Annotated in this window: 25 protein-coding genes; 17 read left to right on the forward strand and 8 right to left on the reverse strand. The window is 68.0% G+C overall.

What is annotated here, in order from left to right:
- Positions 1-2,232, forward strand: coding sequence for an LLM class flavin-dependent oxidoreductase (locus QCD70_RS12590; protein WP_301216728.1), 2,232 nt, complete (start codon positions 1-3; stop codon positions 2,230-2,232).
- A gap of 4 nt (positions 2,233-2,236) precedes the next feature.
- Here the strand turns inward: QCD70_RS12590 and QCD70_RS12595 are convergent, their stop codons facing one another.
- The 3 genes from QCD70_RS12595 to QCD70_RS12605 all read right to left on the reverse strand — a co-directional run bounded on the left by QCD70_RS12595 (position 2,237) and on the right by QCD70_RS12605 (position 3,897).
- A complete protein-coding gene (locus QCD70_RS12595; protein WP_301216730.1) occupies positions 2,237-2,875 on the reverse strand; it encodes a hypothetical protein in 639 nt (212 codons plus the stop codon).
- A gap of 150 nt (positions 2,876-3,025) precedes the next feature.
- A complete protein-coding gene (locus QCD70_RS12600; RefSeq protein ID WP_301216732.1) occupies positions 3,026-3,601 on the reverse strand; it encodes a hypothetical protein in 576 nt (191 codons plus the stop codon).
- 173 nt (positions 3,602-3,774) lie between these two features.
- Positions 3,775-3,897, reverse strand: a complete 123-nt coding sequence (locus QCD70_RS12605) for a hypothetical protein (RefSeq protein ID WP_301216734.1) — start codon at positions 3,895-3,897, stop codon at positions 3,775-3,777.
- Positions 3,898-4,038: 141 nt separating this feature from the next.
- Here QCD70_RS12605 and QCD70_RS12610 point away from each other — a divergent pair, with 141 nt between their 5' ends.
- The 3 genes from QCD70_RS12610 to QCD70_RS12620 all read left to right on the forward strand — a co-directional run bounded on the left by QCD70_RS12610 (position 4,039) and on the right by QCD70_RS12620 (position 6,687).
- The gene (locus QCD70_RS12610) at positions 4,039-4,200 is read left to right on the forward strand and encodes a hypothetical protein (RefSeq protein ID WP_301216736.1); all 162 of its coding nucleotides are present in this window, start codon (positions 4,039-4,041) and stop codon (positions 4,198-4,200) included.
- A gap of 130 nt (positions 4,201-4,330) precedes the next feature.
- Complete coding sequence (locus QCD70_RS12615; protein WP_301216738.1) at positions 4,331-5,332, forward strand: NAD-dependent epimerase/dehydratase family protein; 1,002 nt, start codon at positions 4,331-4,333, stop codon at positions 5,330-5,332.
- Positions 5,329-6,687 (forward strand): amidase, encoded by a 1,359-nt coding sequence (locus QCD70_RS12620; RefSeq protein ID WP_301216740.1) that lies wholly within the window; start codon positions 5,329-5,331, stop codon positions 6,685-6,687. Before QCD70_RS12615 ends, QCD70_RS12620 begins: the two co-directional genes overlap by 4 nt.
- A gap of 91 nt (positions 6,688-6,778) precedes the next feature.
- On the opposite strand, the gene QCD70_RS12625 is transcribed toward QCD70_RS12620, so the two are convergent.
- A complete protein-coding gene (locus tag QCD70_RS12625; RefSeq protein ID WP_301216741.1) occupies positions 6,779-7,702 on the reverse strand; it encodes an SDR family NAD(P)-dependent oxidoreductase in 924 nt (307 codons plus the stop codon).
- A gap of 97 nt (positions 7,703-7,799) precedes the next feature.
- On the opposite strand from QCD70_RS12625, the gene QCD70_RS12630 reads away from it, so the two are divergent.
- Complete coding sequence (locus QCD70_RS12630; RefSeq protein WP_301216743.1) at positions 7,800-8,468, forward strand: TetR/AcrR family transcriptional regulator; 669 nt, start codon at positions 7,800-7,802, stop codon at positions 8,466-8,468.
- Between the two features lie 48 nt (positions 8,469-8,516).
- Here the strand turns inward: QCD70_RS12630 and QCD70_RS12635 are convergent, their stop codons facing one another.
- Complete coding sequence (locus tag QCD70_RS12635; RefSeq protein ID WP_301216745.1) at positions 8,517-9,020, reverse strand: hypothetical protein; 504 nt, start codon at positions 9,018-9,020, stop codon at positions 8,517-8,519.
- A gap of 104 nt (positions 9,021-9,124) precedes the next feature.
- Positions 9,125-9,607 (reverse strand): hypothetical protein, encoded by a 483-nt coding sequence (locus tag QCD70_RS12640; RefSeq protein ID WP_301216747.1) that lies wholly within the window; start codon positions 9,605-9,607, stop codon positions 9,125-9,127.
- A gap of 110 nt (positions 9,608-9,717) precedes the next feature.
- On the opposite strand from QCD70_RS12640, the gene QCD70_RS12645 reads away from it, so the two are divergent.
- The 12 genes from QCD70_RS12645 to QCD70_RS12700 all read left to right on the forward strand — a co-directional run bounded on the left by QCD70_RS12645 (position 9,718) and on the right by QCD70_RS12700 (position 21,870).
- Positions 9,718-10,059, forward strand: a complete 342-nt coding sequence (locus tag QCD70_RS12645) for a hypothetical protein (protein WP_301216749.1) — start codon at positions 9,718-9,720, stop codon at positions 10,057-10,059.
- Entirely contained in the window at positions 10,056-10,301 is a 246-nt protein-coding gene (locus QCD70_RS12650) for a hypothetical protein (protein WP_301216751.1), read from the forward strand. The genes QCD70_RS12645 and QCD70_RS12650 overlap by 4 nt, the downstream gene beginning before the upstream one ends.
- Before the next feature lie 250 nt (positions 10,302-10,551).
- Positions 10,552-11,148: an RNA polymerase sigma factor gene (locus QCD70_RS12655; protein ID WP_301216753.1), complete on the forward strand. Its 597-nt coding sequence runs from the start codon at positions 10,552-10,554 to the stop codon at positions 11,146-11,148.
- Positions 11,111-12,265 carry a CU044_5270 family protein gene (locus tag QCD70_RS12660; protein ID WP_301216755.1) on the forward strand — a complete coding sequence of 385 codons (1,155 nt, stop codon included), beginning with the start codon at positions 11,111-11,113 and terminating at the stop codon, positions 12,263-12,265. The genes QCD70_RS12655 and QCD70_RS12660 overlap by 38 nt, the downstream gene beginning before the upstream one ends.
- A 128-nt stretch (positions 12,266-12,393) precedes the next feature.
- On the forward strand, positions 12,394-13,233 hold the full coding sequence (locus tag QCD70_RS12665; protein WP_301216757.1) for a helix-turn-helix transcriptional regulator: 840 nt from the start codon (positions 12,394-12,396) through the stop codon (positions 13,231-13,233).
- Positions 13,234-13,470: 237 nt separating this feature from the next.
- Positions 13,471-14,544 (forward strand): ABC transporter substrate-binding protein, encoded by a 1,074-nt coding sequence (locus QCD70_RS12670; RefSeq protein WP_301216759.1) that lies wholly within the window; start codon positions 13,471-13,473, stop codon positions 14,542-14,544.
- Entirely contained in the window at positions 14,541-15,611 is a 1,071-nt protein-coding gene (locus tag QCD70_RS12675; protein WP_301216761.1) for a FecCD family ABC transporter permease, read from the forward strand. Before QCD70_RS12670 ends, QCD70_RS12675 begins: the two co-directional genes overlap by 4 nt.
- Entirely contained in the window at positions 15,608-16,690 is a 1,083-nt protein-coding gene (locus QCD70_RS12680) for a FecCD family ABC transporter permease (RefSeq protein ID WP_301216763.1), read from the forward strand. The genes QCD70_RS12675 and QCD70_RS12680 overlap by 4 nt, the downstream gene beginning before the upstream one ends.
- 24 nt (positions 16,691-16,714) lie before the next feature.
- The gene (locus QCD70_RS12685) at positions 16,715-17,503 is read left to right on the forward strand and encodes an ABC transporter ATP-binding protein (RefSeq protein WP_301216765.1); all 789 of its coding nucleotides are present in this window, start codon (positions 16,715-16,717) and stop codon (positions 17,501-17,503) included.
- Positions 17,500-19,206 carry an ABC transporter transmembrane domain-containing protein gene (locus tag QCD70_RS12690; RefSeq protein WP_301216767.1) on the forward strand — a complete coding sequence of 569 codons (1,707 nt, stop codon included), beginning with the start codon at positions 17,500-17,502 and terminating at the stop codon, positions 19,204-19,206. The genes QCD70_RS12685 and QCD70_RS12690 overlap by 4 nt, the downstream gene beginning before the upstream one ends.
- On the forward strand, positions 19,199-20,983 hold the full coding sequence (locus QCD70_RS12695; protein ID WP_301216769.1) for an ABC transporter ATP-binding protein: 1,785 nt from the start codon (positions 19,199-19,201) through the stop codon (positions 20,981-20,983). The genes QCD70_RS12690 and QCD70_RS12695 overlap by 8 nt, the downstream gene beginning before the upstream one ends.
- Positions 20,980-21,870 carry a siderophore-interacting protein gene (locus QCD70_RS12700; RefSeq protein WP_301216771.1) on the forward strand — a complete coding sequence of 297 codons (891 nt, stop codon included), beginning with the start codon at positions 20,980-20,982 and terminating at the stop codon, positions 21,868-21,870. Before QCD70_RS12695 ends, QCD70_RS12700 begins: the two co-directional genes overlap by 4 nt.
- Positions 21,871-22,061: 191 nt before the next feature.
- Here the strand turns inward: QCD70_RS12700 and QCD70_RS12705 are convergent, their stop codons facing one another.
- The gene (locus QCD70_RS12705) at positions 22,062-24,182 is read right to left on the reverse strand and encodes a hypothetical protein (protein WP_301216773.1); all 2,121 of its coding nucleotides are present in this window, start codon (positions 24,180-24,182) and stop codon (positions 22,062-22,064) included.
- A complete protein-coding gene (locus QCD70_RS12710) occupies positions 24,179-26,017 on the reverse strand; it encodes a S53 family peptidase (RefSeq protein WP_301216775.1) in 1,839 nt (612 codons plus the stop codon). The genes QCD70_RS12705 and QCD70_RS12710 overlap by 4 nt, the downstream gene beginning before the upstream one ends.
- Between the last annotated feature and the right edge of the window lie 159 nt (positions 26,018-26,176).

A 26,176-nucleotide genomic window follows, 5' to 3' on the forward strand; every position in this document is an offset into this window, starting at 1 on the left:
ATGGACTACGGACACACCCTCCGCTTCGGCACCTTCGTCACCCCGTCGGCCGCCCAGCCGCAGGCTCCGGTGCAGCTCGCGCAGCTCTCGGAGACGCTCGGCTACGACCTCGTGACCTTTCAAGATCACCCCTACCAGTCGTCGTTTCTCGACACCTGGACGCTGATGTCGTTCGTCGCGTCGGCGACCACGCGCATCCATATCGCCCCGAACGTGCTGAACCTGCCCCTGCGACCGGCGCCGGTCACGGCCCGCGCGGCCGCGTCGCTCGACCTGCTGAGCGGCGGCCGCTTCGACCTCGGCCTCGGCGCGGGCGGGTTCTGGGATGCGATCGAGGCGATGGGCGGACGCCGCTTGACCCCGGGGCAGGCGGTGGATGCCCTCAGCGAGGCCATCGACATCATGCGCGGCATCTGGGCGGCCGGCGAGCGCTCTGTGCTGAGGGGCGGCGAGTACTACTCGGTCAACGGGGCGAAGCGCGGGCCGGCGCCGGCGCACGACATTCCGATCTGGGTGGGCGCGTACAAGCCGCGCATGCTGCGGCTCACAGGCGAGAAGGGCGACGGATGGCTGCCGAGCCTGCCCTACCTCAAGCCCGGCGACCTGCAATCGGGCAACGCGCGCATCGACGACGCGGCGGCCGAGGCGGGGCGCAATCCCGCAGAGATCCGCCGTTTGCTCAACATCACGGGCACCGAGAGCGTCGACCAGCTCACGAGCATGGCGCTCGACGACGGCGTGGGAACCTTCATCGTGATGGGCGACGAGCCGGCGGCGCTGCAGCGTTTCGCCGAGCAGGTGATGGAGCCGGTGCGTGAAGCGGTGGCGACGGAGCGCGCAAGCCGCGGAACCGTGGCGACCGACAGCATCCGGCCCGCCAGGGCGATCGCGCTGAGGCGCGAGGGCATCTCCTACGACGAGCTGCCCGAGTCGCTGCGCGAGACCGCGATCGAGCCCGGAGACACGGCGTACGCGTCGGTGCGCTCCACCTATATGCGCGGCGGCGCGCCCGGCCTGGTGCTGCGTCCGCGAGATGTCGACGGAGTGCGCGACGCGCTGCTGTTCGCGCGCAGGCACCCGTCGCTGCCGCTCGGAATCCGCAGCGGAGGCCATGGAATCAGCGGGCGCAGCACCAACGACGGCGGCATCGTGATCGACCTCAAGAACCTGAACGAGATCGAGGTGATCGACGAGGAGAACGGGCTCGTGCGCATCGGCCCCGGCGCCCGGTGGATGGACGTGGCCGCCGCCCTGCAGCCCTTCGGACTGGCTCTCTCGAGCGGCGACTACGGCGGCGTCGGCGTAGGCGGACTCGCGACCGCGGGCGGCGTCGGCTTTCTGGGCCGCGAGCACGGGCTCACGATCGACCACATCGTGGCCGCCGACGTGGTGCTCGCCGATGGAACGGTGGCGCACGCCTCGGCTGTGGAGAATTCGGAGCTGTTCTGGGCCGTCCGCGGCGCGGGCGCGAATGTCGGCATCGTCGTGTCGTTCGACTTCGTGGCCGACCCGGTGGGCGACGTGGGGTGGGCGCAGCTGTCGTTCCAGGTCGACGACGCGGCGCAGTTTCTCGAGGACTTCGGGGCCCTGCAGGAGTCATCTCCACGCGACACGACGCTCTTCCTGATCCTGAGCGGCGGTCGCCCGGCGGAGCCCGCGTCGGCGCAGATGTACGGAGTGGTGAACTCCTCGGACCCCGACACGATCATCGCGAGGCTGCAGCCGTTCGCCGAGCTGGCGCCGCTTGTCGGCCAGCAGGTGCAGCTGCTGCCCTACGCGGCGGTCATGGCGAACGCGTCGGATGTCGCGCACAACGGTCAGGGCGAGCCGTCGTTCCGCTCGGGGCTGGTCGAGCATCTGGATGCGCCGACCGCCCGCGCCGCGGCCGCCCTGGCGACGTCGGGTTCGGCGCCGTGGTTCCAGATCCGCCCGGTGGGCGGCGCGATCAACGACGTGGCCCCGGATGCGACGGCGTACGCCCACAGGTCGGCCAACTTCTCGATCACCTCGGTCGGGCGGAGTGCCCGGTTCGAGCAGCTCTGGGACGACCTGGCCGAGCACTTCGACGGCCTGTATCTGAGCTTCGAGAGTCGCACGGGCGAGCAGATCGTGGCGCAGGCTTTTCCGCCGGCGACGCTGCAGCGGCTTCGCGCGATCAAGGCTGAGGTCGACCCGGACTTCGTGTTCAAAGACAACTTCGGAGTCGCGGCGGAACCGGCCCCGCTGGGCTGAGTGTCTAGGTGGGCCGCTGATGTGGCGGACGTTTGGTCGAAGCCGGTGCACGGCGAGTGAGTTTCTGACGACCTCTGGATCGGACGTAGCGAGCGATGCCCCTGATTTCCGACCAAGCCGTCACGGGATCGAGTCCTGCGGCGCGCTGGACCGTGTTCACTTTCCAGTTGCCGAACATCGCCCATACCCAACTCAAACCGAACAGGCCTCCGATGGCGATGATGAAAACAAGGGTCATGCGATCGGAAGTAGTGTACTCAGACGGTCGCGAGGAGAGGTCGGCACCTGCTGCGCACAAGAAGACACCGATAAATACGGTAATTGCGCCGAGTTGCCCGACAATAATGGTCGGGATTCCCGAGCGGATCGCGCGCTGATTGAACTCGGCGACATTCACGCGAAAGGTGCTCTCCGCTTGAGCCGCCAGATCTCTGTAAACCGCTAGATCCTTGTCACTTGCTAGTGAATTGGCTTCACTCTCATGGGCCAACTGCCTGAGCTGCGTGGAGAGGCGGAATGCGACCTCGGCGCGCTCGGCATACACCTTCGACCGATTACTCCGAATGCTGACTATCAGCCCGACAGCGCTGACGGACAGAGCTCCTAGTGAGGCAATGATTCCAACGAAATTGGTCCAGTCCATGCGGGTTCCTCCGGAGGCTTTTTGCGAGCGGCATAGTGCTCACGTCCGACGGTAGCTGGGGCCCCCGACGTTACAGCGATGGTGAAAAGACCCTCGGCGCCGTTTCCAAATTCGTCTCGACGAGATCATGTCGTAGTACCGCGACATCGTCTATTGGGCGGCAGCCGCCGACATCTCGAGCGTCCACGTCTGGGAACGTTTTGTTGCGTCAATCAGAGCGTCAAGCTCACTAAGAATGAGTTCGCTATCGCGGCCATCGCGCCACACGATAAAAGTGCGCCAGACGTAGGAAAGGTTATTCGTACGCGACACGTGGTCAGTTCCGCGCCCAGCCCGCACTAGGTCGCGAACCTTGTCCAGAATTGCAATGTCGGTCGAATCGGTGGCGAGTATCCGCGCACTCGCGATGCTCGCCAACACCGGCCAATCTTCAACGAGATGAGCTTTTCGCCGGAAGAACGTGGGTCTGGACGTTCGAAGGTGATGAGAAAAGGCTGCGATGTCGGAGTTCATTCGGGTCAGAGCTTCGTTCATCTGCTTTCGCTCTGTAATTACTCTGTCCTGTCTTCGCAGGATAGTTGTGAGCAAGAAAGAAAGACCCGCACCGGCCACGACGCCAAGCAATGTTGCGAGCGCAGTGGCGAGGAACGAATTTAGGTTGAATTCGTCGAGGGACTGGGTTAACTGATCAATGCTGCAAATAATCGTCTGAGGATCGCAAGTCATGGCTCGAGGTTATTGCTGCTTGGCACATCCATTGGGGCGTAGATGCTCTTATCCGCGCGAATAGGGGCAGTGCCTCACGGATGGATGACGGCGGCCGACTGCCTCCTACTTGGTGTGCTCCGCAAAGAGGCAGTGGAAGCCTGGTGACGTGGGACCGGCGCCCTTCGACAGGCTCAGGGATCGAGGCGCACCTCGCCCGCGAGGTGCACGTGCGCCCCGAGTTCGGCGAAGGCCACCGCCTTGGCAAGCAGGGCTGCATCGGCGGTCGCCGCATCCGGTGCATACGCGACCTGCATGTGATTCGCCCTGTGTCGGGTATGGAATGATCGCGGCTGACGCCGTGCAGCACCACGTGCACGATGGGCCACTAGATGTTGGTGGCCTGCCACCGGCGCGACGTCTCTTCGGCCGGCAGCGAGACCGCCGAGACCCGACCGATGTCGAGGTGCAGCTCGCTCTCCCACCCGACTCCGACGCTGGCGGCTCTTTACGAGAAGGTGCCCGAGTGGGGCCACGTCGCTCTCGACTTCACGCCGCGGCTGAAGCTCCTTCTCGGTGCACTCGCGACGGGGCTGGCGGCGACTCCTGCGCACTCGTGATCAGTCGACGCGTCATCCGAGCTCGAGTCATGACCGAACTCTCACACGGAAGCGCATCTGGTTCAAGCGGCTGCGGCCAGTCGGCTCGGGGTGCGAAGCTGAAGCGCGCGGCCCACGGAAAGGAAACACCATGCTCACGGTTCTGTTCATCGGCGGCAACGGCATCATCAGTTCGGCGTGCAGCCGACTGGCGGTCGCGCGGGGTTTCGACCTGACTCTGCTGAACCGGGGTCGCGACACAACGCGGCCGCCGATCGATGGTGTCGAGACCATCGTCGGCGACTCGACGGATGCGCAGAGCATGCGGGATGCGCTCGGCGAGAGGACGTTCGACGTGGTCGTCAACTTCCGTGCCTTCAGCCCTGAGCAGGTGAAGGCCGACGTCGACCTCTTCCGCGATCGCACCGGCCAGTACATCTTCATCAGTTCGGCGTCGGCGTACCAGAAGCCGGTAACCCGCTTTCCGATCGTCGAGTCGACCCCGCTCAAGAACCCGTTCTGGCAGTACTCGAGAGACAAGATCGCGTGCGAGCGGGTGTTGATGGATGCGTTCGACGAGCACGATTTTCCGGTCACCATCGTGCGCCCGTCTCACACTTACGACCGCACGCTGGTGCCCCTCGACGGCGGCTGGACGGTGATCGAACGCATGCGGCAGGGCAAGCCGACGCTGGTGCACGGCGACGGTACCTCGCTGTGGACGCTGACCAATCACCGCGACGTGGCTCGCGGCCTGGTGGGCCTGCTCGGCCTCACGCGCAGCATCGGCGACGCCATCCACATCACCGGCGACGAGATCCTCACCTGGGACATGATCGCGAACGAGCTCGCGGCCGCCGCCGGCACCACGGCGCACCTCGTGCACGCGGCGTCGACGGAGGTGGCGCAGTCCTTTCCGGAATGGGCGGACGGAATCCTCGGCGACAAGGCGCACTCCCTGATCTTCGACAACAGCAAGATCAAGGCGCTGGTTCCCGACTTCGTCGCCAGCGTGCCGTTCTCCCTCGGAGCTCGGGAGATCGTCGGCTGGTACGACGAGGACCCGAGCCGACAGGTGGTCGACCGCGAACTCGACGCTCGAATCGACGCGTTCGTGGCGCGCGTCTCGGACCGCGTCTCGGACTGCCGATGAGTTCTGACCTTCGCGGCCTGTCGATCGCTCGGCTGCGCGAGGCGCAGGAGGCGCGCGAGCTGAGCGCGGTGGAGATCGCGCAGGAGTTCATCGCCGCAGTCCTGCGCGATGACACGAACGCCGTCGTCGAGCGCGACGATCAGGATGCGCTCGGCCAGGCGCGGCGGATCGACGATCGGCGGGCGGCGGGGGAGGACCTCGGGCCGCTCGCCGGAATCCCGCTCACGATCAAGGACTCGTTCGCTGTGGCCGGGCTGCGCAGCTCGCTGGGCACCGCCGATTCCCGGCGCCCGGTGACGCGGGATGCTCCGGCGGTCGCCCTGCTGCGCGCGGCCGGCGGCGTGATGCTCGGCAAGTCGAACGTGTCGGAAGGCCTCGCCTCGTCGCACACCGACAACCCGCTGTATGGCCGCACCGCGAACCCGTGGAACGCCGCGCGTACCGCTGGAGGCTCGTCGGGCGGATCGGCGGCTGCCGTGGCCGGGCTCCTCAGCTGCGGCGATCTCGGCAGCGACCTCTCGGGATCGATCCGGGTGCCGGCGGCCTGGTGCGGGGTCTACGGTCACCGCCCGTCGACGGGATTCGTGTCGAAGCGCGGCCACCTGCCGTGGCCGCTCGACACGGCACTCGAGCCCACGGTCTCGGCGGCGGGGCCGCTCGCCCGCTCGGCCGACGACCTGCTCGAGCTCTTCTCGGTGCTCGCGACCCCGGATGCGCCGTGGCGGCTCGGTCTGCCGGCCTCACCCGAGCGGCTGGCGGGCCTGCGCGTGGGACTCTGGCCGCAGGCATCCGGTGTGCCGATCGACGGCGAGACCTCGGATGCCGTGGCCGCCTTCGCCGACCGGCTCGCCCGGGCGGGGTGCCGGGTCGAACGCGTCGACGCGTCGGTTCTCGAGTCGGATCGTGTGGAGGAGCTGTTCGCGCGGCTGGTCGACGTGGAGCTGTCGTACAGCGAGCACGCGGAGCCGCTCGCGGTGTCGATGGCCGAGGTGTGGTCGCTTTGGGACGAGCAGCGCGCGGTGCGAGCGCGGTGGGAGCGCCTGTTTGACACGGTCGACGTGGTGATCTCTCCGGTGGTGGGCTTCGCCGCCCCGATCGTGCACGGGCCGGGAGCGGTGTCGGTCGACGATCGCCGCGACGAGATCGGCCGCTTCAGCCGCCTGGCGAACCTGGTGATGGGCCCAAGCACGGTCATGCCGATCGGGCTCGGCGCCGAGTCGGGGATGCCCATCGCGGTGCAGGCGATCGGTCGCCACGGAGACGACCTGAGGACGATCGGCTTCGCGCGCCTGTGCGCAGCCGAGGGAGTAGCCGGGCCTCTTGGCCCGCCTGCTCGCACTGCGCCGATTGAGTAGCTCGTTCGCTGGGCGCCCAGTTGCCCTCATCCGCCGCTTCAGTGAGTGACGAGGCGGCGGATTCGGGCAACTCGATCGCCGCCGCCGGCGCTCAGGCGACAGGGTTCGTGACCGCACCGATGGGGAAGCTCACTCCGGTGAGCTCCTCAGAGACTGTCCACAGGCGCTGCTGCACCGCTTCGTTGTGGGAGTCGGGGCTGGAGGCGACGAGCTTCGGATATCCCCGGTTCTGCCCGAGCCCGCCGGGGCCGTAGTACTGTCCGCCGACAACGCTCGGGTCGGTGGCGGCGCGCACGGCGGGCAGGGCGCCCATCTCGGGCCTCTGCGTGATCAGCGGTGCGACCAGGGTGAGGGGCACGCGCACGATCGCGGGAGTGCTGCGCGGAAGTTCGGTGTTGGCGACGCCGGGATGCCCGGCCACAGCGATGGTCGTGCCGTGCGATGCGAGCCGACGCTGCAGCTCGTAGGTGAACATCAGATTGGCCAGCTTGGATTGGCCGTAGGCGGCGGCGCGGCCGTAGGAGTTCTCCCACTGCAGGTCGTCGAAATGAATGGCGGCCCGGATGCGGTGGCCGTTGCTGCTCACCGTCACGACGCGTGATCCGGGCACGGGCAGGAGTCGGTCGAGGAGCAGGCCGGTGAGCGCGAAGTGGCCGAGGTGGTTGGTGCCGAACTGCAGCTCGAAGCCGTCGGCGGTCGTCTGCTTCGGCGTGTACATGACGCCGGCGTTGTTGATCAGCAGGTCGATACGCGGGTGGGATGCCCGCAGCTCGGCCGCCGCCGATCGCACCGATTCGAGAGAGCTCAGGTCGAGCGCCTGCACGGCGACGTCACCACGGATGCGGGCAGCGGCCTGCTTTCCTTTCTCGACGTTGCGCACGGCCATCACTACTGTGGCGCCGCGTTCGGCAAGCATGCGGGCGGTCTCGAACCCCAGCCCCGTGTTGGCGCCGGTGACGATCGCCACCCTCCCGCGCTGGTCGGGGATGCTCTGCTCGGTGAAGTTCTGGCTCATGAATCTCTCCTAAAATACTTGCGGTCTGTTATCTAGGACGATAAAGGACCGACGGTCTACTGTCAAGGAACCGGCGGTCTTTTGTTAGGCTGGGGCCGTGACCACATTTCAGCGAGCGCGAAACGACGAGCAGCGCGAGATTCGCCGCCGCGCGATCCTCGACACCGCCGCGGCGATGCTCGGCGAGATGCCCGTGGCCGACGTGAGCCTCAACGAGCTCAGCCGCCGGGTCGGCCTGGCCAAATCGAACGTGCTCAGGTACTTCGAATCGCGCGAGGCGGTACTGCTCGAGCTGCTCGACGACTTCATGGGCAGCTGGCTAGCTTCTCTTGAGGAGGAGTTGTCTGCGGGCATCGAACCAAAAGCTTCTCAAGACGTTCGCGCAACCCAACTGGCCGACATCCTGAGCCGATCGCTGGCGCACCGCGTGGTGCTGTGCGACCTCTTCGGCGCGCAGGGCGGAGTGCTCGAACACAACGTGTCGGTCGAGGTGGTGAAGCGACACAAACGTTCGTCGCTCACCAAGCTCACCGCGATGTCAGAGCTGCTGCGCCGCCATGTACCTGAACTCGGCGAGGGAGCGCAGCTGTTCTGCCTGATCAGCCTCGTCTCGGCCGGCGCGCTGGCGTCGTACGTGCCGCCGCCGCCCAGCCTCCTGGCCGCTTATGCGGAAGAGCCCGAGCTCGGGGTGCTCAACCTCGATCTGGGCGAGGCCCTCCGAGTCGCGTATACGTCGTCGCTGCTGGGAGTCCTGCCGCGAGCCTGACGCTCGTCTCCGTCTCTCGGAGCTGCGGCATGTCGGCCTTCAGCTGAGTCAGATGGTCGGCGCGTTTTGCGCCGGTGCGCCCGCGGGTCGCTTGATGAACGGGATCGCGAGCCGGTTGTTCAGCACTCCGCGCCCGTGGGCTTTGACCAGCCCCATGATGATGATCACCAGGTGCGCCACGCAGAGCGCACCGAAGATCGTGATGAGGATGCCCACGGGATAGAAGCCTTTCGCCACCGGCGTGCCGGAGACGAAGTAGAGCAGCACGAAGTGGCCGCCCAGGGTGAGGACGGTGCCGATGATCAGGGTCCAGCCCCAGTTGGCCGCCTGTCTCGCGTTCTCGGCCGCGAGCGCGCCTTTCTTCTTCATGGCCGGGTACACAGACACCATCACGATTCCCGCGGTCAGCACCGACAGGAACGGGATGCCGACGATGGCGAGAAAGCCGAGGGCGTAGGGCAGTGATCCGGTGGGAGGCGCCGGCTGGGGAGCGACAGGCTGGGCGGGCGCGACGGGCTGGGGCTGGATGGGGGCGGCGTCGAAGTCTGTCACGCGTCCAGCCTAGGGAAATGGGGGCAGCGGTCCTAGTCGAGTCCGGCCAGCAGGCTCAACTCGACCACCGCCATCGTGGCGCCGTTGCCCGTCGGTGGCGGGCTTCAGTGTTCCACGGCCTGCTGTTTGCCGGCTTCCCTGCCGAACTCCTTCTCGAACCTCCGTCGCTCATTCGCGGCTACAACCAGGTGCGTGATTCCGATGCTCACAAACATCACGGCGGGAAATATTGCGTACAACCGGAGGGGGCGGCTCGGGTTGACGATGAACAAGATCACCTCGAGTGCTGGGAAGAGCACGCCCGCCGCCAGATACAGCAGCCCTGAGTTTCGTGATCGGTCGAGCCTCATGCGCTGTTGAATGAGCGAACCGGGGCCGTGAGCGGTTTCGGCCGCTCTGTCGCGACGGTCGATCCGGATGCGCCCTGCCGCCCCCGCAAGCGCGACTCCGGCGAGACCGATCATGGTGCCCCAGAAGGTGTCTATCGTGAAGGCGATGACGGCTCCGACGGCAGCTATCGCGACACCGACGATGATCGCAACGAGGACCTTATCGGTCGTGCCCTTCTTGCCGTACCGACCGCTCATGGTTTTCCCCGTTCGATGGCACTGCTTCTGTCAGTCACCATCTTGGAGTCGCCGATTTCGGTTGCACAAGGAGTTGCGGCGGTGGTGAAGTAGACAGACGAGGGGGACCAATGGTTGTCGCCGGAAATGTTTTTCCGTGGTTTTGTTGCGCCGTCTTTCTTGCCGTCGTCGTGCTGGTGCCGAGGCAGATAGCAGGCCCGGATCGTCTGCGTGACATGCAGCTGTCGATGAATGCTTCACCGGGGTGGAACCTGGTCGGCGGTGCGTGTCTGGTGCTCGGAGCCGCCATTGCGATTGGCCTGGGCATAGTCTTCCTCGGTGCCGGATACATGTTCGCATGGGGCTTCTTTCCTCTGGCTGCCGGCAAGCTCTTCATCGTCGGCTTCTACGCATATGTCGTGCGGCAGCCCTGGGTGTCCTTCGATGAGGACGAAACGAGCGCCCAGCTATGAACAGTCCGCGTGGACTCGGATTGAGGACGCTGCTCTTCGGTGCGTTCACCGTTGCGCTCGCCGCCTTCACGATCGTGCGTCTCATCACGGAGGGGTTCGTGGACAGGGATTCTGTCGCGATCCTGATTTGTGTGCTCTGCCTAGGTATGACTCTCGACCTGGGATACAAGTGGCAGAAGGCGACGCGTGATCGTGCAACGCAGTCGACCGTCGACCCTGCTGACGGAGAGCAGACCTCGTGAGAGCTGACGCTGCGTAGATCGTGTGCCCCGCCCGCCGCCCAGTTGCCCGAATCTGCCGCTTCAGCGGGTGGGGAGGCGGCAGATTCGGGCAACTCGGCGGGCGCGAGTGGTCTCGATACGCTTCGGCCGCAGGCGGCCTCTGGCTACTCGACCGGCGCAACCTGCTCGACCGGCGCAACGGCGCGCTGCCGCTTCGACCGGGGAGACTACTTCTCGTGAACTTAATCGCCGGGATCGTGCAATACCCATTGTGAGCACCGACAACGAGATCATCGAGCGCTCCCTGCACAGCGCAGGGGCGTTCGCCGAGGTATTCGATCGCCACGCGCGCACCGTTCACCGGTACGCCGCGCGGCGGCTGGATGCGGGGGCTGCCGACGACGTGATGAGCGAGACGTTCCTCGTCGCGTTCGAGCGCCGGGCCGCCTTCGACGGATCGGCCGATGCCCTGCCCTGGCTGCTGGGCATCGCGACGAACCTCATCAAGAAGCACGCGCGGCTCGAAGCGCGCGCATGGAAGGGGCTCGTCGCATCCGATCTCGGTCGTGTCGACATCGACGCGATCGAGCAGGCTGCGGCACGCCTCGATGCGAGCGCCACGGCGCGACGCATCGGCGGCGCGCTTCGTCGGCTTCCGGCCGGCGATCGCGATGCCCTTCTTCTTTATGCCTGGGGCGACCTCGATTACGAGGGCGTCGCATCCGCTCTGGGCGTGCCTGTCGGAACCGTTCGCTCACGACTCAATCGCGCACGCCGCACGCTGCGCATCGCAATCGATCCGGGCGCTGCCCGTGATGAGGAGGTCGATCATGGACGAATTGTCTCTGCTTCGCCGGATTCGCTCTGAAGTAGACGGGCCCGAGCGGGCCGCTCTCGACCGGGGGCGCGCGGCACTGCTCGAGCGCGCCGGTGCCGAGGCGGGTATCGATGCGCGGGCCGGTCAGGGGGTTCGGGGCACGCGGGTTCGGGGCATGGGGCCGGATGCCGCGGCAGCCGTCGCGAAGCGACGTCATCCGGTCCGCTGGGTCGGCCTGGGCGCCCTCGGTGCCGGGGTGCTGACGGTGGCGCTGGTGGCCACGAACGTGCTCGGATTCGCCGGGTGGCGCGGTGGTGCGGAGCCGGCTGCGGCCGACGCTCTGCAGGCGGCGGCGCTCGCGGCGGTCGAGAACTCCGACCCGGTGGTGGCGCCCGGGCAGTACCTGCTGGTCGAGACCGACGCGGTCTACGGCAACACCACGAACACCGAGGCGGGCGACTACGTGAGCTATCTCACGATCAACCGCGACAAGCTCTATGTTCCGGCGGATCGCTCGGATGACTGGGTGTGGGTGCGGTCGTTCCGCGAGCCCTATGCGTCGTTCAACGCCGAGGGCGAGGCGCTGGCGCAGAAGAGCTACGACGAGGAGGTGGCCGAGGCCGACGGTGTGCCCGAGCTGCTTCGGGCCCCCGACGCGCAGTTCTACGGCAACTCGACGGTGCCCGACTTCGATGCGCTGCCGCGGGATCCGCAGCAGCTGCTGAATTACATCTACAAGGTCACGGCGGGCGGCGGTAATTCGGCGGATGGAGCGGCGCTCGGCTGGATCGCCGACACCCTGCGCACGGGGGTGGCGCCGGCGGATGTCCGTGCCGCGCTCTACGAGGCGGCCGCCGGAATTCCCGGGGTGGAGATCACCGAGCAGGTGGCCAACCTCGAGGGGAGCACGGGCATCTCGATCGGCCGGGTGGAGTCGGCCGACAATTCGAGGCAGGACCTGATCATCGACACACAGACCGGAGCTCTGATCGGAGAACGTCGGGTGGAGCTGACTGATGAGGGCTGGGGCTTCCCGGCCGGAACGACGACGGGCTTCACGGCTGTGCGCACCTCGGTGGTCGACTCGGCTCCCGAGGGCGGGACTCAGAACGGGCAGTTCGACCGCGAAGGGTGCGTCGACAAGGGGAACGGGAACTTCCAGTGCTGAGCGCGGCGGACGCGGTGAGGCCGGAGGCGCTGTGGCTGCCGACCACATACGCGGTGGAGGTGCCCCTGCCGACGGAGTCTGGTGCACCGATCCAGTAGCGCAGGGCTCCGCGATACGCTGAGCGGCACATGAATTCGTACTCGCAGGCCGACTGGGACTCGGCCGCTCCGCACCCGTCAATGGTCGTCGAGCCCTATCTCATGGGCACCGGCGTGGTCACGGGCGACGAGTCGTCCCGGGTTCTGTCGCCGCCGCACTCGCATCCGGATGCGATGCTCGCGTGGTGCTATCGCGGCACGGTCTGGGTGCGGTTGCGAGATGCGATGTGGCGGCTGGCGCCGGGCCAGGGGGTCTGGATTCCCGCCCACACTCCGCACACCGCCGGGCACGAGCGCGGCTCGGTCGGGTGTTACACCTACATTCCAGACTCCGGATTGCTCGCTCCACTAGTAGACGTCACCCGGGTTCTCGTGCCTCGAGCGGTGCAGGAGATGCTGCTGCACCTCGGAACAACAGACATGGACACCGGTCTGCGCGTGAGGGTGCAGGCGGTGCTCATCGAGATGATGCAGCAGCCGACCCCCGATCCCGTGAATGGCTGGGGCGAGGTGCCTCTGCCTGCCGATGAACGGGTGCGCGCACTGGTGCAGTCGGTGCTCAGAGATCCTGGAGACGCGCGCACCGCGAGGCAGCTCTTCGCCGACCACGGCCTGCACGAGCGAACCGTTCTGCGCGTCTTCACTCGCGAGGTCGGTATGAGCTTCGGGCAGTGGCGCACAGGAGTGCGCCTCACGCAGGCGGCCAGGCTGATCGTCGACGGAACCCCCGTGGGAGCCGCCGCGCACCGCTGCGGATACTCGACGACGAGCGCGTTCTCTGCCGCCTTCAAGGAGCGCTTCGGCATGACCCCCAGGCAGCACGTCGCCCGAGTGAACGCAGACTCGGCCCACCACCTCTACTGGCGCTGACGCTCGCGCTGACTCGCGTGCCGACTTTCGCGCTTACTTCGGTGCCGGTCGCCAAGCTGACCCCCGAACGAGGCGCAATTCCCCGCCGTCTTTGTCGTCAAAGAAACACAAGTCGTCTATCTGGCGATATTTTTGGTGCTCAACCCCGTCTACGATTGCTTTGTTAGGTGAGCCTTAGCTAACCCGAGCGGTCGCCTCGATGCGACATCCTTCCCCCACATTCTCGTAAGGAGAACCATGCTGCCCGCTTCTGCGCGCCCCAAAACCCGCCGAGTGCCCGCCTTCGTGGCCGTCGCCGTCGCCGCCGTCCTCGTGATGACCGGATGCGCATCCGGCACCACCGATGCAGCCGCTGGCGCCAACGACACAAAAGCGGCCGCCGATGGCGTCGTCATCGAGCACGGCCACGGCTCGACCACCATCACCGAGAAGCCGAAGCGCATCATCGCCCTCGGCTGGATGACCCCCGACATCGTCGCCGCGCTCGGCGAGAACCCCGTCGGGGTGGAAGAGGTCTGGGGAGCGGGCGACAGCGGCTATACGCCCTGGTTCGAGGACTACGTGACCGAACAGTACGGCGAGCTCCCCGAGATCATTCCGTTCACCGAGGAGGGCCCGAACTACGAGGCCATCAAGGCGCTCAAGCCCGACCTCATCCTCAGCCTGTACTCGGGCGTCTCCGACGTCGAATACGACCGCCTCACCGAGATCGCCCCGACCGTTCCCTACATCGATGGGCCGTGGAATCCGGGCACCTGGGAAGACCTGACCCGCACCGTCGGAAAGGCGATGGGGGAAGATGTGAAGGCCGAAGAGCTGATCGCCGAGACCGAGACGCAGATCTCGACACTGGCCGACGAGCATCCCGAGTTCGACGGCAAGACGTTCGTGTGGGGTCTCACCCTCGACGAGGGCGGAACAGACCTCGGCGTCTACCTGAAGTACGACCCCCGCGTGCGCATCACCGAGGCCCTGGGCTTCACCTCGACCTCGGCCATGGACAGCTTCGTGAGCAGCGCCGAGGGCGACAACTGGTACACGGGTGTGAGCCTCGAGAAGCTCTACGACGTGAAGGCCGATCTGTTCGCTGCCTGGGGCGGAAGCGCCGCCGACGCCGAGTACACGGTCGACAACGCCGTGGTCTCGCGCTGGGATCCGATCGCCGCGAAGTCTTACGTGATCTACTCCGACCAGGCACAGGCCGCCGCCATCAGTGCGCCCACCGTACTGTCGCTCAAGTACGTTCTGCCGACGTACGTCGACGACCTCGCAGCCGCGCTGCAGGGCAAGCCGACGATCACCGGCGAGTGACGACCGAGGTGTCGGTCGACACCTCGCAGATGGATGCGGGGCGTCACGCAGACGGTGACGCCCCGCGCCGAATCCGGATGCGAGTGGCCGGCTTGGTCATCGCAGCGGTGCTGCTCGTGTTCGCCGCCATCGCATCGCTGGCGATCGGCAACAGGGCGATCGACCCGGTCACCGTGCTGACCGCGCTTGCCGACTACGACGACAGCAACCCGCTGCACTTGATGGTGCAGCAGCTGCGCCTTCCGCGCACCGTTCTCGGCATCGTTGTGGGCGCGGCGCTCGCGGTCTGCGGGGCCCTCATCCAGGCGTTCACACGCAACCCTCTCGCCGACCCGGGCATCCTGGGTGTGAATGCCGGGGCATCCTTCACCGTGACCTTCGCCGTCGCGGTGCTGGGGCTGAACACGCCGGGCGCCTATGTTCCGTTCGCCCTGCTCGGAGCCTTCGTTCTGACCCTGCTCGTGTACGCGCTCGGCTCCTTGGGAACGTCCGGTGCGACCCCGATGAAGCTCACCCTCGCCGGTGTCGCGCTGGGAGCCGCGTTCACCGGATTCACCACCGCCATCGTGCTGCAGAACCGCAGCACCTTCGACGTGATGCGGTTCTGGGGCGTCGGCTCCATCGGCGGGCGCTCGCTCGATCAGCTCACGTGGGCCGCTCCCTTGATCGTCGTGGGCCTGCTGATCGGGCTCCTGTGTGCGCGCTCGCTGAACGCGCTGGCTCTCGGTGACGACCTCGCGCACTCGCTGGGGGTACGCGTCGGTGTTGTGCGCATCCTGGTGATCGTCTCTGTGACTCTGCTCGCGGGCACGAGCGTCGCTGCGGCCGGGCCGATCGCCTTCGTCGGCATCATGATTCCGCACGTGGTGCGCTGGTTCACGGGGCCCGACCAACGTTGGGTGCTTGCGTACTCGATTCTCGTCGGGCCGACGTTTCTGCTGCTCGCCGACATTCTCGGTCGGATCGCCCTGCCGAACGGCGAGCTGCGGGTCGGCATCATCACGGGTCTTCTGGGCGCTCCGGTTCTCGTGGCCCTGGTGCGGCGCAAGAAGGTGAGCGGGCTGTGAGCATCGACGAGCGTTCCGTCGAATCCACTGTCGAGTCCACCGTCGACTTCGGCCGCCGGCACTGGCGCATCGACACTGCGCGCGTTTCCACGCTCATTCCGGTGCGTTCTGTGCTCGTCTGTGCGGCGCTCGTGGTGGTCATCATCACGGCGGGCCTCGCATCCATGACCATCGGCGCCTACGACGTGAACTTCGCGGCCGTGCTGGGTGCCGTCTTCGACCCCTCGTCTGACCCCGACGTGCGCCAGGTCGTTCTGGAGTGGAGGCTGCCGCGCGTGCTCTTCGCCGTGCTGTGCGGCGCGGCCCTCGCACTCGCCGGAGGCATCTTCCAGTCGCTCACGCGCAATCCGCTCGGCTCGCCCGACATCATCGGGTTCGGCGTGGGCGCGCAGTTCGGCGTGACCCTCATGATGATCGTGTTCGAGTTGAACACCTATATGTTCAAGGCGGTCGGCGCGCTTGTCGGCGGGCTGTTCACGGCGCTGCTCGTCTACGCACTGGCGAACTCCAAGACCATGTCGTCGTTCCGCCTCATCATCGTGGGCATCGGCGTCTCGGCCGGGCTCGGCTCGCTCACCTCGTGGATCCTCATCTCCGTGAGCCTGGAGAAGGCCATGATGGCGGCGACCTGGGGTGCCGGCTCGATCGCATCCCTCGGCTTCGATCAGCTGCTGCCCGCGGCGATCGTGTTCGCGATCGTGGTGCTGGGCTCGCTGCCACTGAACCGCACGCTTCCCGTTCTCGAGATGGGCGATGACGCGGCCACCGCGCTGGGCATCAGTCCCGGGCGCACGCGGCTCGCGGCGATGGTGTTCGGCGTGGCGCTCGTCGCCCTCGTGACCGCGGCGGCCGGCCCGATCTCGTTCATCGCCCTGGCCGCCCCTCAGATCTCGCAGCGCCTCACCCGGTCGAACACCCCCATGGGCACCGTGCCCGTCATGCTCACAGGCGCCGCCCTCGTGGTGGTCTCCGACGCGGTCGCACAGCTCGTCGGCGTTCCCGTGGGCGTGGTGACCGTCTCTGTCGGCGGCCTCTACCTCGCCTGGCTGCTCGCCGCCCAGTACGCGCGCCGCGCCTGACCTGCCCTCCCCGGAAAGACCACCATGACTGCATCCCTCGACGCCCGCGACATCACGCTCGCCTACGGCGATACGCGCATCATCTCGAACCTCTCGCTCGAGGTGCCCGACAAGTCGTTCACGATCATCATCGGCCCGAACGCCTGCGGAAAGTCAACGCTGCTGCGCGGCTTCGCGCGCCTGTTGCGGCCCTCGACGGGCGCCGTGCTGCTGGATGGCGCAGATCTGCACAGCCTCAAGCCGAAGGAGGCCGCGCGCAGGCTGGGCCTGCTTCCGCAGTCGTCGATCGCACCGGATGGCATCACGGTCGCCGATCTCGTCGGCCGCGGCCGCTTTCCGCACCAGAACGCGCTGCGCACCTGGAGCCGCGACGACGAACGCGCCGTCGTCGAGGCGATGGATGCGACCGGCACGACCGAGCTGTCGAGTCGGTTGGTCGACGAGCTGTCGGGCGGTCAGCGGCAGCGGGTGTGGGTCGCGATGGCGCTCGCGCAGCGCACCGGCCATCTGCTGCTCGACGAGCCCACCACCTTTCTCGACATCGCACACCAGATCGACCTGATGGAGCTGTTCGCCGATCTGCACAGGGAGGGCACCACGCTCGTCGCCGTGCTGCACGACCTCAACCATGCGGCCCGCTACGCCACTCATCTCGTCGCGATGCGCGATGGCGCGATCGTGGCGCAGGGTGATCCGCGCGACGTCATCACCGAGCAGCTTGTGGAAGCCGTGTACGACCTGCCGTGCCGGGTGATCACCGACCCCGTATCCGGCACCCCGCTCGTGCTGCCGCTCGGGCGGCGCGCGAAATGATCGGGGTACGACACCAGGCTGCCCGGGCGCAGCAGCAGACGACGCCCCGCCGGCTGTTCGCTCTCGCGCTGTCGGCCGAGGGGCGCGGGCCCCGTCTCGCCGCCGCGACGCTGCTGCTCATGCTGCACGCCGTCTGCGAGGCGGCGATCCCGGTGCTCATCGGCGCGACGATCGACCGCGCCGTGGTGCCCGCCGACGTGACCGCGCTCGCGCTGTGGCTCGGCCTGCTGCTCGGCGTCTTCGTGGTGCTGACCACGAGTTATCAGGCGGCGTCGCGCCTGATGGTGACGATCTACGGATACGGCGAGCAGGCCCTGCGCCGGCTCGTGCTCGGGCGCATGCTTCGTCCGCGGCTGTCGCAGAGCACGCTCACGCCGGGCGAGGCGCTGACGTTCGTGAACTCCGACACCTATCGGGTGGCGGGCGTGGCGTGGTCGGTGGCGCAGCAGTGCTCCACGATCGCGGCGATCGCTGCGGCCGCCCTGGCGATGCTCGTGATCTCGCCCGTCGCGACGCTGGTGGTGTTCACGTCGACCGTGGCGATGATGCTCCTGATGCGAGTGGTGTCCAAGCCGATCGAGCGCCGTGGCCTCGCGGAGCAGCGGGCGGCCACCGAGGCGGGCGCCGTGGCGGGCGACTTCATGGCCGGGTTCCGTGTGCTCGTCGGGATCGGTGCTCGCGGCGAGGCCGTGCGCCGCTATGTAGCCGCGAGCAACACCTCACGCATCGCCGCGACCACTGCCGGACGCTCGCTCGCCGACTACGAGGCCGTGAGCGCAACGCTCGCCGCCGTCGTCACGACGGCGCTCGCGGGGCTGTCGGCATGGTTCGCGGCCGAGGGTCGGATCAGCATCGGCGAGCTCGTGACCGTGCTGGGCCTGGCGCAATTCGTGAGCGGCTACCTCGCGTATGCGGGCTCGTTCCCGTCTAACTGGATCCACAAGTTCGCCTCTGCCAGGCGCATCGCCGAGGTGGTCGACGCGCCGGATCTGCTGGACGAGCCCGGCAGCGGCGGACCGGTGCGCCGGGCATCCGATGTCGTGCTGTCGTTCTGCGTGGGCATCGGTACGGGTGCGAGTGCCGGTTCTGGATGCGACCGGGTCGACGTGCGCGCGGGAGAGCTGCTCGGCGTGCGCGCGTGCGACAGCGAGGCCGCGCGAGAGCTGTCGCGCCTGCTCGGAATGCGCACGCCTGCAGACCGGGGCGCCGTGTCGGTGCTCGTCGAAGGGCAGCATCGTGACCAGCGCGACCTCGACGCTGTGGATTACCGCCGACGGGTGGTGTCGATGCCGCATCGGCCGAGCATCGTCAGCGGAACCTTGCGCGACGCGGTGCGCGGATTCGCGTCTGACGAACAGCAGCGGCCCGAGCTCGTGACCATCGCAGCGCTCGACGACACGGTCGGCCAGGTCGGGGGCTGGGATGCGCAGGTCGGTGAGGCGGGTCGACGCCTGTCGGGCGGCCAGCGGCAGCGCATCGGTCTTGCCCGCGCACTGCATGCCGATGCCGGGCCTGATGCACAGGTCCTGGTACTCGACGAGCCGACCTCGGCCGTCGACGCCGTCACCGAGGCGCACATCGCCGAGGCGCTCACCCGGCACGAGGGAACAACCATCGTGATCACGACCTCGCCCGTGCTGCTCGCCGCGTGCGACAGAGTGGTCGAACTGTGCGCGCCGAGTGGAGGACACGCTCATGACTGACGCCACGCTCCCCATCGCCACCGGCGCCCAGGTGCGCACCGTCACGCTCGCGCTGCTCACGCAGCACCGGGGCCGATCGGCGGCCGTGGCCGTGCTGTTTCTCGTCGCATCCGGTCTCGGACTCGTCATGCCCGCGTGCCTCGGCGGCATCGTCGACGCCGTCTCATCGGGCGCGGGATTCGCGACCATCGCCGGCTGGGTCGCGGGCGCGGGAGCGGGCGCGATCGGCGCCGCCGGAGTGACGCTGTGGGGCATGCGTGCGCTCACCGCGCTCGTGCAGGGCACGCTCGCGAGCCTGCGCGAAGACGTGTTCGCCTCGGCCATGCGCCTGCCCGTGAGCACGATCGACGACGGCGAGAGTGCCGACCTGCTCTCGCGTGTGACGGGCGACGTGGATGCCGTGGCCGAGGCCGGCGCGAATGTCGCTCCCACGCTGTTGTCGGCCGGGTTCGCCATCGCCGTCTCGCTCGCGGCTCTCACTGCGATCGATCCGTGGCTGGCGCTCGCAGGCGTCGCCTGCGTTCCTTTCTACGTGTTCGGCACACGAGCCTTTCTGCGGCGCTCACGGGTGGTCTTCCGCGAGGTGCGTGTGCGCGAGGCGGCGCGCAGCCAGGCTGTGATCGACGCGGTCGAGGGCAGGGAGACGCTCACCGCGCTCAACGAGCAGGATCACGCGCTGGCGCGGGTCCAGGCCCGGGCCGAGGACTCGATCGAGATGCAGATCGAGGGTGTGCGGCTGCGCAACCGGCTCTTCCGGTGGATCAACGGAGGTGAGGCCGCGGGCCTCGGCGCTCTGCTCGCGGCGGGGTTCGTGCTGCACGCGAACGACGCGATCTCTGTCGGAATGGTGACCACGGCCGCCCTCGTATTTCACCGGTTGTTCGGCCCGATCGGCCAGCTGATCTTCGGACTCGACGACATTCAGCGGGCAGCGATCGGTGTCGCCCGCCTGGTGGGCATCATCGATCTGGCGCCGCACCCTGAGCCTGTCGAAGGGCCTCTACGGGTCTCGCTCCCTGAGCCTGTCGAAGGGCAGCCGTCTCGACAAGCTCGACGAACGCAGGTCGGCATCTCGGTGGACGCCGTGACGTTCCGCTACCCGACGACCGGCCGCGGCATCCATGATGTGACCCTGCGGGTGGAGCCCGGAACGACCGTCGCCTTCGTCGGAACCTCCGGCTCGGGCAAGAGCACCCTCGCGCGGGTGATCGCCGGCCACCATCCGCCGGATTCGGGCCTCCTGAGCCTCGACGACCCCGAGGTCGCTCCCTACTACATCTCGCAGGAGCTGCATCGGTTTCGCGGATCCGTCGCCGACAGTATGCGCCTGGTCGCACCTGCGGCGAGCGACGAGCAGATCGACGCGGCGCTTCGCGAGGTGGGTGCCGACTGGGCGATCGACGCCGAGCCGGCTGCATTCGAGGCGCTTGTCGACGAGGGCCGCATCCAGCAGCTTGCCGTGGCGCGCGCCCTGCTCGCCGACCCGGCCGTGGTGATCCTCGACGAGGCGACGGCCGATGTGGGACTGCTCCATCGGGACGCCGTGGAGGCCGCCATCGCGCGCCTGTGCGCCGGGCGCACGGCCGTGCTGATCGCGCACCGGCTGCAGCAGGCGCAGGCCGCAGACCAGGTGGCGGTGTTCGCAGATGGACGCATCGTGCAGCGGGGAACGCACGCCGACCTCGTGGCCGGCGACGGCCCCTACAGAACCTTCTGGCTCGCTCAGACGAGCGCTCACAGATCCGCAGCCACCCTCGATGAAACAGAGACCTTATGAAGATCCATCGCGCAACCGTCAGCAGGACGGCCCAGCTCACCCCGCGCCTGGTGCGCATCACGCTCGGCGGCGAGGGCATCGCCGACTTTCTGAGCACGGGCGTGGGCGACGAGTACGTGCGCGTGTTCTTCCCGCACGGAGACGACCCGACGGATGTGTCGCTGCCGGTGCCCGACGGCGACTGGTGGTCGACGCCCGAGGGTGCGCCGCAGGCGCCGATGCGCACCTACACGGTCAGTGGCGTGCGACCGGATGCGGAGGAGCTCGACATCGACTTCGTTCTGCACCCGGCCGGGGTCGCGGGTCCGTGGGCGGCGGCTGCCGCGCCGGGCCACGTGCTCGGGGTGAACTCGCCCACGGGCCTGTACTCGCCGCCGGCGGATGTCTCGTGGCAGGTGCTGGTCTCCGACCTCACCGGCCTTCCGGCGGTGGCGCGCATCGCTGACTCCGTGCCGTCGGGTATTCGAACCCGCGTCGTGCTCGAGGTCGCCGATGACACGGATCGCCTGTCGCTGGATGTCGGCCCGCACGTCGAAGTCACGTGGGTGGTCGGTGGAAACGGACATGGCCCGAGCACCCTGGGCCAGATCGTGCGGAGCATCGTCGACGACCGGCTGCCCCTCGATGAGGGCTACATCTGGGTGGCCGGAGAGACGGTCGCGTTGCGCGACGTGCGCAAGTACCTGCGCCGTGAGCTGGGACTGCCGGCGACCCGCTTCAAGGTGGTGGGCTACTGGACTCCGATCGACAACTGGGAGTCGAAGTACGCGGCGCTGCCTGCCGACGTGCAGAGCGAGCTCGACGCCATCTGGACTGCGACTCCGGACGCCGACCCGGAGGAGACGCAACTGCGCTACGAGTCCCGCCTCGACCAGTTGGGGCTGTGAGTCGTCGAACAGCCGCACCCTCGCGGTTCGCTTACTGAGGACAAACCACGCGGCAGGCGTCGTTACCGACAACATTCGACCGTCTGTGACGTTTCTGTCCTCACTCGGGCGATGACCCTTCGTTGGTTGCGTCGGATCGCCCGGGCGCCACGCACCGGCCGCGGTCGGCATGACCACGGCCGGCACGAGCATCAGGATGCGGCGGTTCGACGACGCCGCAGAAGCAGGCCACCTCCCGCTGCAAGGGCAAGCAAGGAGAGCGCTGCTGCGACGATGAGCGGACCAGCGGTGAATCCCGTGTCGGCCAGAGGCCGGGTGGAGATCGACTGAGGTTCGACGACGTTCTGCCCGATCGCCCCGTTGCCCAGCTCCCCGGAGCCGGAGCCTGCTCCCGCTCCGCCGCCGGGCGAGCCGCCGACCGGCGAACCCGACCCGTCGCCGGGCCCGGTTCCGGGATCGACCGGAGTGGGGACATCCGGAGCGTCTGCCGTGATCGCGGCCACCCGCACCTGCGCGCCCAGGCCGAGTGTGTCGTTCACCTCGACGCCGGTGACCGAGAAGTCGTCGGCCGAGCCCGTCTGCAGGTTCAGCGTGATCAGCGCGGAGCGCCCGGCGAGCTGCACGACCGTGTTCGGCGCGATCTCGCCTGCGGCGATGGTCTGGCCCGCTACGGTTCCGCCTCCGGTTGTCATGGTCGCGCCGGACTTCGTGAGCGCCACGCGGATGTCGCTGAGCGACACCTCGACACCCGATCCCGGGTAGAGCGACAGCGAGTCGACCTCGGCCGTCGCCGTGCCATCGGCATTGGATGCGCGGGCACCGCTCGCCGAGATCTGCCCGGCTGCGCCGTCGGTCGCGGTCGAGACCTCGAGCTGGGCCGCCTCGGTCTGGTCGGCGCCAGAGTCCGCCGCCTCGTTCGGGGACTTCTCGCTCGCGGCAGCCGCGGCAGCGGCATCCGGTGTCACGAGAGCCACGGGAGACACGACAGACGGGCCGGATGCGCTGAGCGCGTATGCATAGCGGCTCGGCAGGGGCGGCTCGGGCTGGCGAGTGGGCTCGGGTTCTGGGTCAGGAACTGTGCTGGGAGCCGTCCATCGAACGGTGCCGAGCGCGACCGACGGGTAGGTTCCGGTGAGGTCGGTGTAGTGCACGGCCGTGATGAGGACGCTGCCGTCGGGCTGGGTGGTCCGCTCGTTGAAGCGAACGGTCACGCGCGGGGTGCCCTGAGCGTCGAGGCCGGTGTAGAGGTCGGTTCCGGTGTTGATCCAGACCCCGTTCACGAAGAGCCCCGAGTTCGAGCCCGGGAACGACACGACCGAGCTGCCGTCCGCGGCCACATCGAGGGAGAGTCCGTAGACGCGGAACGCCGACCACAGGTACTCGCCGATCGACGAGGTGTCGGGCACCTGCGTGAAGCTGTCGATCGAGACGTTCGCCGCGCTGTCGTCGGTGCGGCTGACGGTGACGCCGGTCGCCGCGATCGGCGGGGTCTTCACCGAGAAAGTGGCGTCGCTCTTCGTTCCCGAGGTCGTGAGGCTGGGCTCGCCCGCCACGATCGGCGTTCCGTTCGGAGCGGTCACCGTGATTCCCGACACGAGTGCGGGCGCGGTGGTCGGCGCAGCGGGGGTGCAGGCGACCTGGCCGAGCTTCACGCGCCAGATCTCCGACCATCCGGCCGCCGCCTCGATGCGCAACGCCGTGGTCTGAGCGCGACCCGACGCATCCGTTGTTCGTTCGCCGATGTAGAGCCTGGTGGGCCCCCAGATCGACGACTCGGGCAGGTCGACGGTGTAGCCGGCGGCGATGCGCGCCGGGTCGAGCGCGTCGACGCCGTTCACGGTGAGGGTGTCGAACGACACGGTGCTCGATCCGTCGGCGGTGCACTCGGAGCTGAGGCCGGTGAAGGCCACGGGCACGCGGTCTCGCAGCTGGAACGTTCCCGAGGCGATGGTCGACAGTGCTCCGTCAGACGCGGCCCGCGAGACGAGGCCTTCGGTTCGGGTGGTGTTGAGCTTGTAAAGGTCGCCGGTGGATGCGGCGTTCTGCGTGACGGTGTCGCCCGATGCCCATGCGGCGAGCGGGGTCGAGGCTTGCAGCGTGCCGCCGTCTGAGTCGAGCATCTGCACGCCGAACGCGGTGTTGGCGGGTGAGGCCGGCGCGGCGGATGCGACGGGTACGGCAGATGCGCCGGGTGCGGCGATCGCCGGGGTCGCCGTGAACCCGATCGCCAACACGGACGCGAGGGCGGCGGTGGCGACGAGCCGTAAGGAGCGGGTGGCGCCTGATCGCGCCGGCGATGTGCGTCGAATCATTTCTTTACTCCGAACTGGTCGAGGAAGTCGGTGCCGCGGGGGATGCCGAGGCCGGTGACCCTGTCCCAGCCGGGGCCGGACTGCAGGGATTGCGGCTTGGTGTCCCACATGTAGAGCGTCTCGAGCCAGAGGGCTCCGGTCGACGGAGAGCGGCGGAACCACGTTGCCGCCGACGCCGGCTGCACATCGGTGATGGCCGATGAACCGGTGAGCGCGTAGAGCGAGGGTGTGGCGAGGCCGACGTGGCTGCCGTTGCTCACCTTGGCGATGGCGACCATCGAGGCGACCATCGGGGTGGCGAGGCTCGTGCCTCCGTGCGCATCTTCGCTCACGACGCCGTTGGAGGGCGCGTTCACGATGAAGCCGGTGTTCGGATCGGCGAGAGAGGAGACGTCGGGTAGCAGCCGCTTGCTCCCGGGCTGCGCGAGGGTGTCGCGCTGCCACGAGGGGCGGTCGTAGTAGGCCGATTCTCCGCCGCCGGCGCCGTAGATGAAGCCGGGCGGAATGATGGCGCCGTTGCGGGCGAACCGGGTCTGCACCTCCCAGCCCGCTTCGACGGCCACCGTGTTGTCTGCACCGAGGCCGATGCTGGCCCCGCCGACCGCTGTCACGTAGGGGCTCGACGCGGGCGAGGCCACATCGGTGCCGTCCTGGTGATCGCCCGCCTGGCTGTAGTCGCCGTCGTTTCCGGTGGAGGCGAAGACCGAGATGCCGCGCGACGCGGCCTCGACGAGCACGCGGCTGAGCAGAGTGCGGTCGCCGTCGGTGTCGAGCTCCTCGGGGGCGCCGAACGAGAGCGAGATCACGTCGGGTGTGCCGCTGTCTGCTGTGTCGTTCTCGACGGCGTCGAGCAGCCGCAGATAGAGCGACTGCGCCTCGCAGGTGTCGCTTCCCCAGTAGACGATGTCCGCATCCGGAGCCATGGCGTGAACGGCCTGCACGTCGAGGTGCTGCTCGACCGTCCACGAGTTCGGCCCGCCGCAGCGGCTGTTGTCGGGGTTCGTCGGGGCGTGGTGCGTGTACTGCCCGTCGCGCAGAGGCTGCGCGCCCGCCGCGGTGAAGTAGGTGTTGGTATTGGCCTCGACGGTCGGATCGTCGAACGCGCCGACGATCGCGATGGTCGCGCCGGCGCCGGTGGCGTCGTCGGGCAGCTGGTGGATGGCTCGCAACTGCTGCGGACCGTAGCCGCACAGCGCGTTCGAGCGGTGCTCGACCGTGACCGACTCCGGCCACTGTGAGCTGACGGTCTGGCCCCAGTAGGCGGCGCAGTCGTCGCTGGTGATGGGCGCGACGGCTGCTGGTGCGCCGGTCGCGTTCGCCTGCGTGGGAGTCGCGTCGACGAGGGTGGGCCGCATCGCATCGGTGCTCACGAGACCGGCGACGGTCTCGATGGCCGTCAGGTCGGCGGGCACAGACAGATCGGTCGAGGGCGCGACTGCCGTGCGGCCATGGATGTCGGTGGTCGCGAAGGTCGTCGAAAAGGCGCGGGCGAAGTCGTCATAGGAGCCGCTGATCGACTGGCTGTGCACGCTGTCGTGCTCGTCGCCGAGGTCGAGCCCGGCCGTGACAAGCCAGGTGCGGGCGTCCGAGATCGATGCGGGGTCGGCGTTTTCGGTAAAGAGCACGACAGCCGAGGTGCTGCCCTCGGGCGCCGAGCTGTCGTTGTCTGCGGAGGCGGAGCCGGCCCAGTCGGGTGCGGTATCGGGCAGGAAGTGTCGATCGCCCGACGCGGATGGAGTGGAGGCGCACGCGGTCAGGATGCCCGCGCACACGACCCCGACGATAAGGGTGGCGGATGCAGACATCACCGACCCGGGGGAACGCAGAGAGCGCATAGAAGATCTTTCTCATTGAGATTTCGGAGGTGGCAGAGGAGCCGCCTCGAACTCTATATGAGAACGGTTATCATTAAGCAATCCGAGAAGTCCGACACCGAAGGAGGAGGCCGCCCTTCGACAAGCTCAGGGAACGAGGCGCCCGCCCGCGCCCGCGCC

Origin of the sequence: Agreia sp. PsM10, from assembly GCF_030433855.1 — a bacterium.
Classification (GTDB): Bacteria; Actinomycetota; Actinomycetes; order Actinomycetales; family Microbacteriaceae; genus Agreia.

Excerpts from the sequence above, each read along its gene's own strand:
- QCD70_RS12710 (WP_301216775.1), bottom strand. The coding sequence starts at position 26,017 with ATGCGCTCTCTGCGTTCCCCCGGGTCGGTGATGTCTGCATCCGCCACC.
- QCD70_RS12670 (WP_301216759.1), top strand. The coding sequence starts at position 13,471 with ATGCTGCCCGCTTCTGCGCGCCCCAAAACCCGCCGAGTGCCCGCCTTC.
- QCD70_RS12695 (WP_301216769.1), top strand. The coding sequence starts at position 19,199 with ATGACTGACGCCACGCTCCCCATCGCCACCGGCGCCCAGGTGCGCACC.
- QCD70_RS12705 (WP_301216773.1), bottom strand. The coding sequence starts at position 24,182 with ATGATTCGACGCACATCGCCGGCGCGATCAGGCGCCACCCGCTCCTTA.
- QCD70_RS12665 (WP_301216757.1), top strand. The coding sequence starts at position 12,394 with ATGAATTCGTACTCGCAGGCCGACTGGGACTCGGCCGCTCCGCACCCG.
- QCD70_RS12625 (WP_301216741.1), bottom strand. The coding sequence starts at position 7,702 with ATGAGCCAGAACTTCACCGAGCAGAGCATCCCCGACCAGCGCGGGAGG.
- QCD70_RS12615 (WP_301216738.1), top strand. The coding sequence starts at position 4,331 with ATGCTCACGGTTCTGTTCATCGGCGGCAACGGCATCATCAGTTCGGCG.
- QCD70_RS12660 (WP_301216755.1), top strand. The coding sequence starts at position 11,111 with ATGGACGAATTGTCTCTGCTTCGCCGGATTCGCTCTGAAGTAGACGGG.
- QCD70_RS12610 (WP_301216736.1), top strand. The coding sequence starts at position 4,039 with ATGTCGAGGTGCAGCTCGCTCTCCCACCCGACTCCGACGCTGGCGGCT.
- QCD70_RS12685 (WP_301216765.1), top strand. The coding sequence starts at position 16,715 with ATGACTGCATCCCTCGACGCCCGCGACATCACGCTCGCCTACGGCGAT.
- QCD70_RS12690 (WP_301216767.1), top strand. The coding sequence starts at position 17,500 with ATGATCGGGGTACGACACCAGGCTGCCCGGGCGCAGCAGCAGACGACG.
- QCD70_RS12620 (WP_301216740.1), top strand. The coding sequence starts at position 5,329 with ATGAGTTCTGACCTTCGCGGCCTGTCGATCGCTCGGCTGCGCGAGGCG.
- QCD70_RS12700 (WP_301216771.1), top strand. The coding sequence starts at position 20,980 with ATGAAGATCCATCGCGCAACCGTCAGCAGGACGGCCCAGCTCACCCCG.
- QCD70_RS12645 (WP_301216749.1), top strand. The coding sequence starts at position 9,718 with ATGGTTGTCGCCGGAAATGTTTTTCCGTGGTTTTGTTGCGCCGTCTTT.
- QCD70_RS12600 (WP_301216732.1), bottom strand. The coding sequence starts at position 3,601 with ATGACTTGCGATCCTCAGACGATTATTTGCAGCATTGATCAGTTAACC.
- QCD70_RS12640 (WP_301216747.1), bottom strand. The coding sequence starts at position 9,607 with ATGAGCGGTCGGTACGGCAAGAAGGGCACGACCGATAAGGTCCTCGTT.
- QCD70_RS12590 (WP_301216728.1), top strand. The coding sequence starts at position 1 with ATGGACTACGGACACACCCTCCGCTTCGGCACCTTCGTCACCCCGTCG.
- QCD70_RS12595 (WP_301216730.1), bottom strand. The coding sequence starts at position 2,875 with ATGGACTGGACCAATTTCGTTGGAATCATTGCCTCACTAGGAGCTCTG.
- QCD70_RS12605 (WP_301216734.1), bottom strand. The coding sequence starts at position 3,897 with ATGCAGGTCGCGTATGCACCGGATGCGGCGACCGCCGATGCAGCCCTG.
- QCD70_RS12650 (WP_301216751.1), top strand. The coding sequence starts at position 10,056 with ATGAACAGTCCGCGTGGACTCGGATTGAGGACGCTGCTCTTCGGTGCG.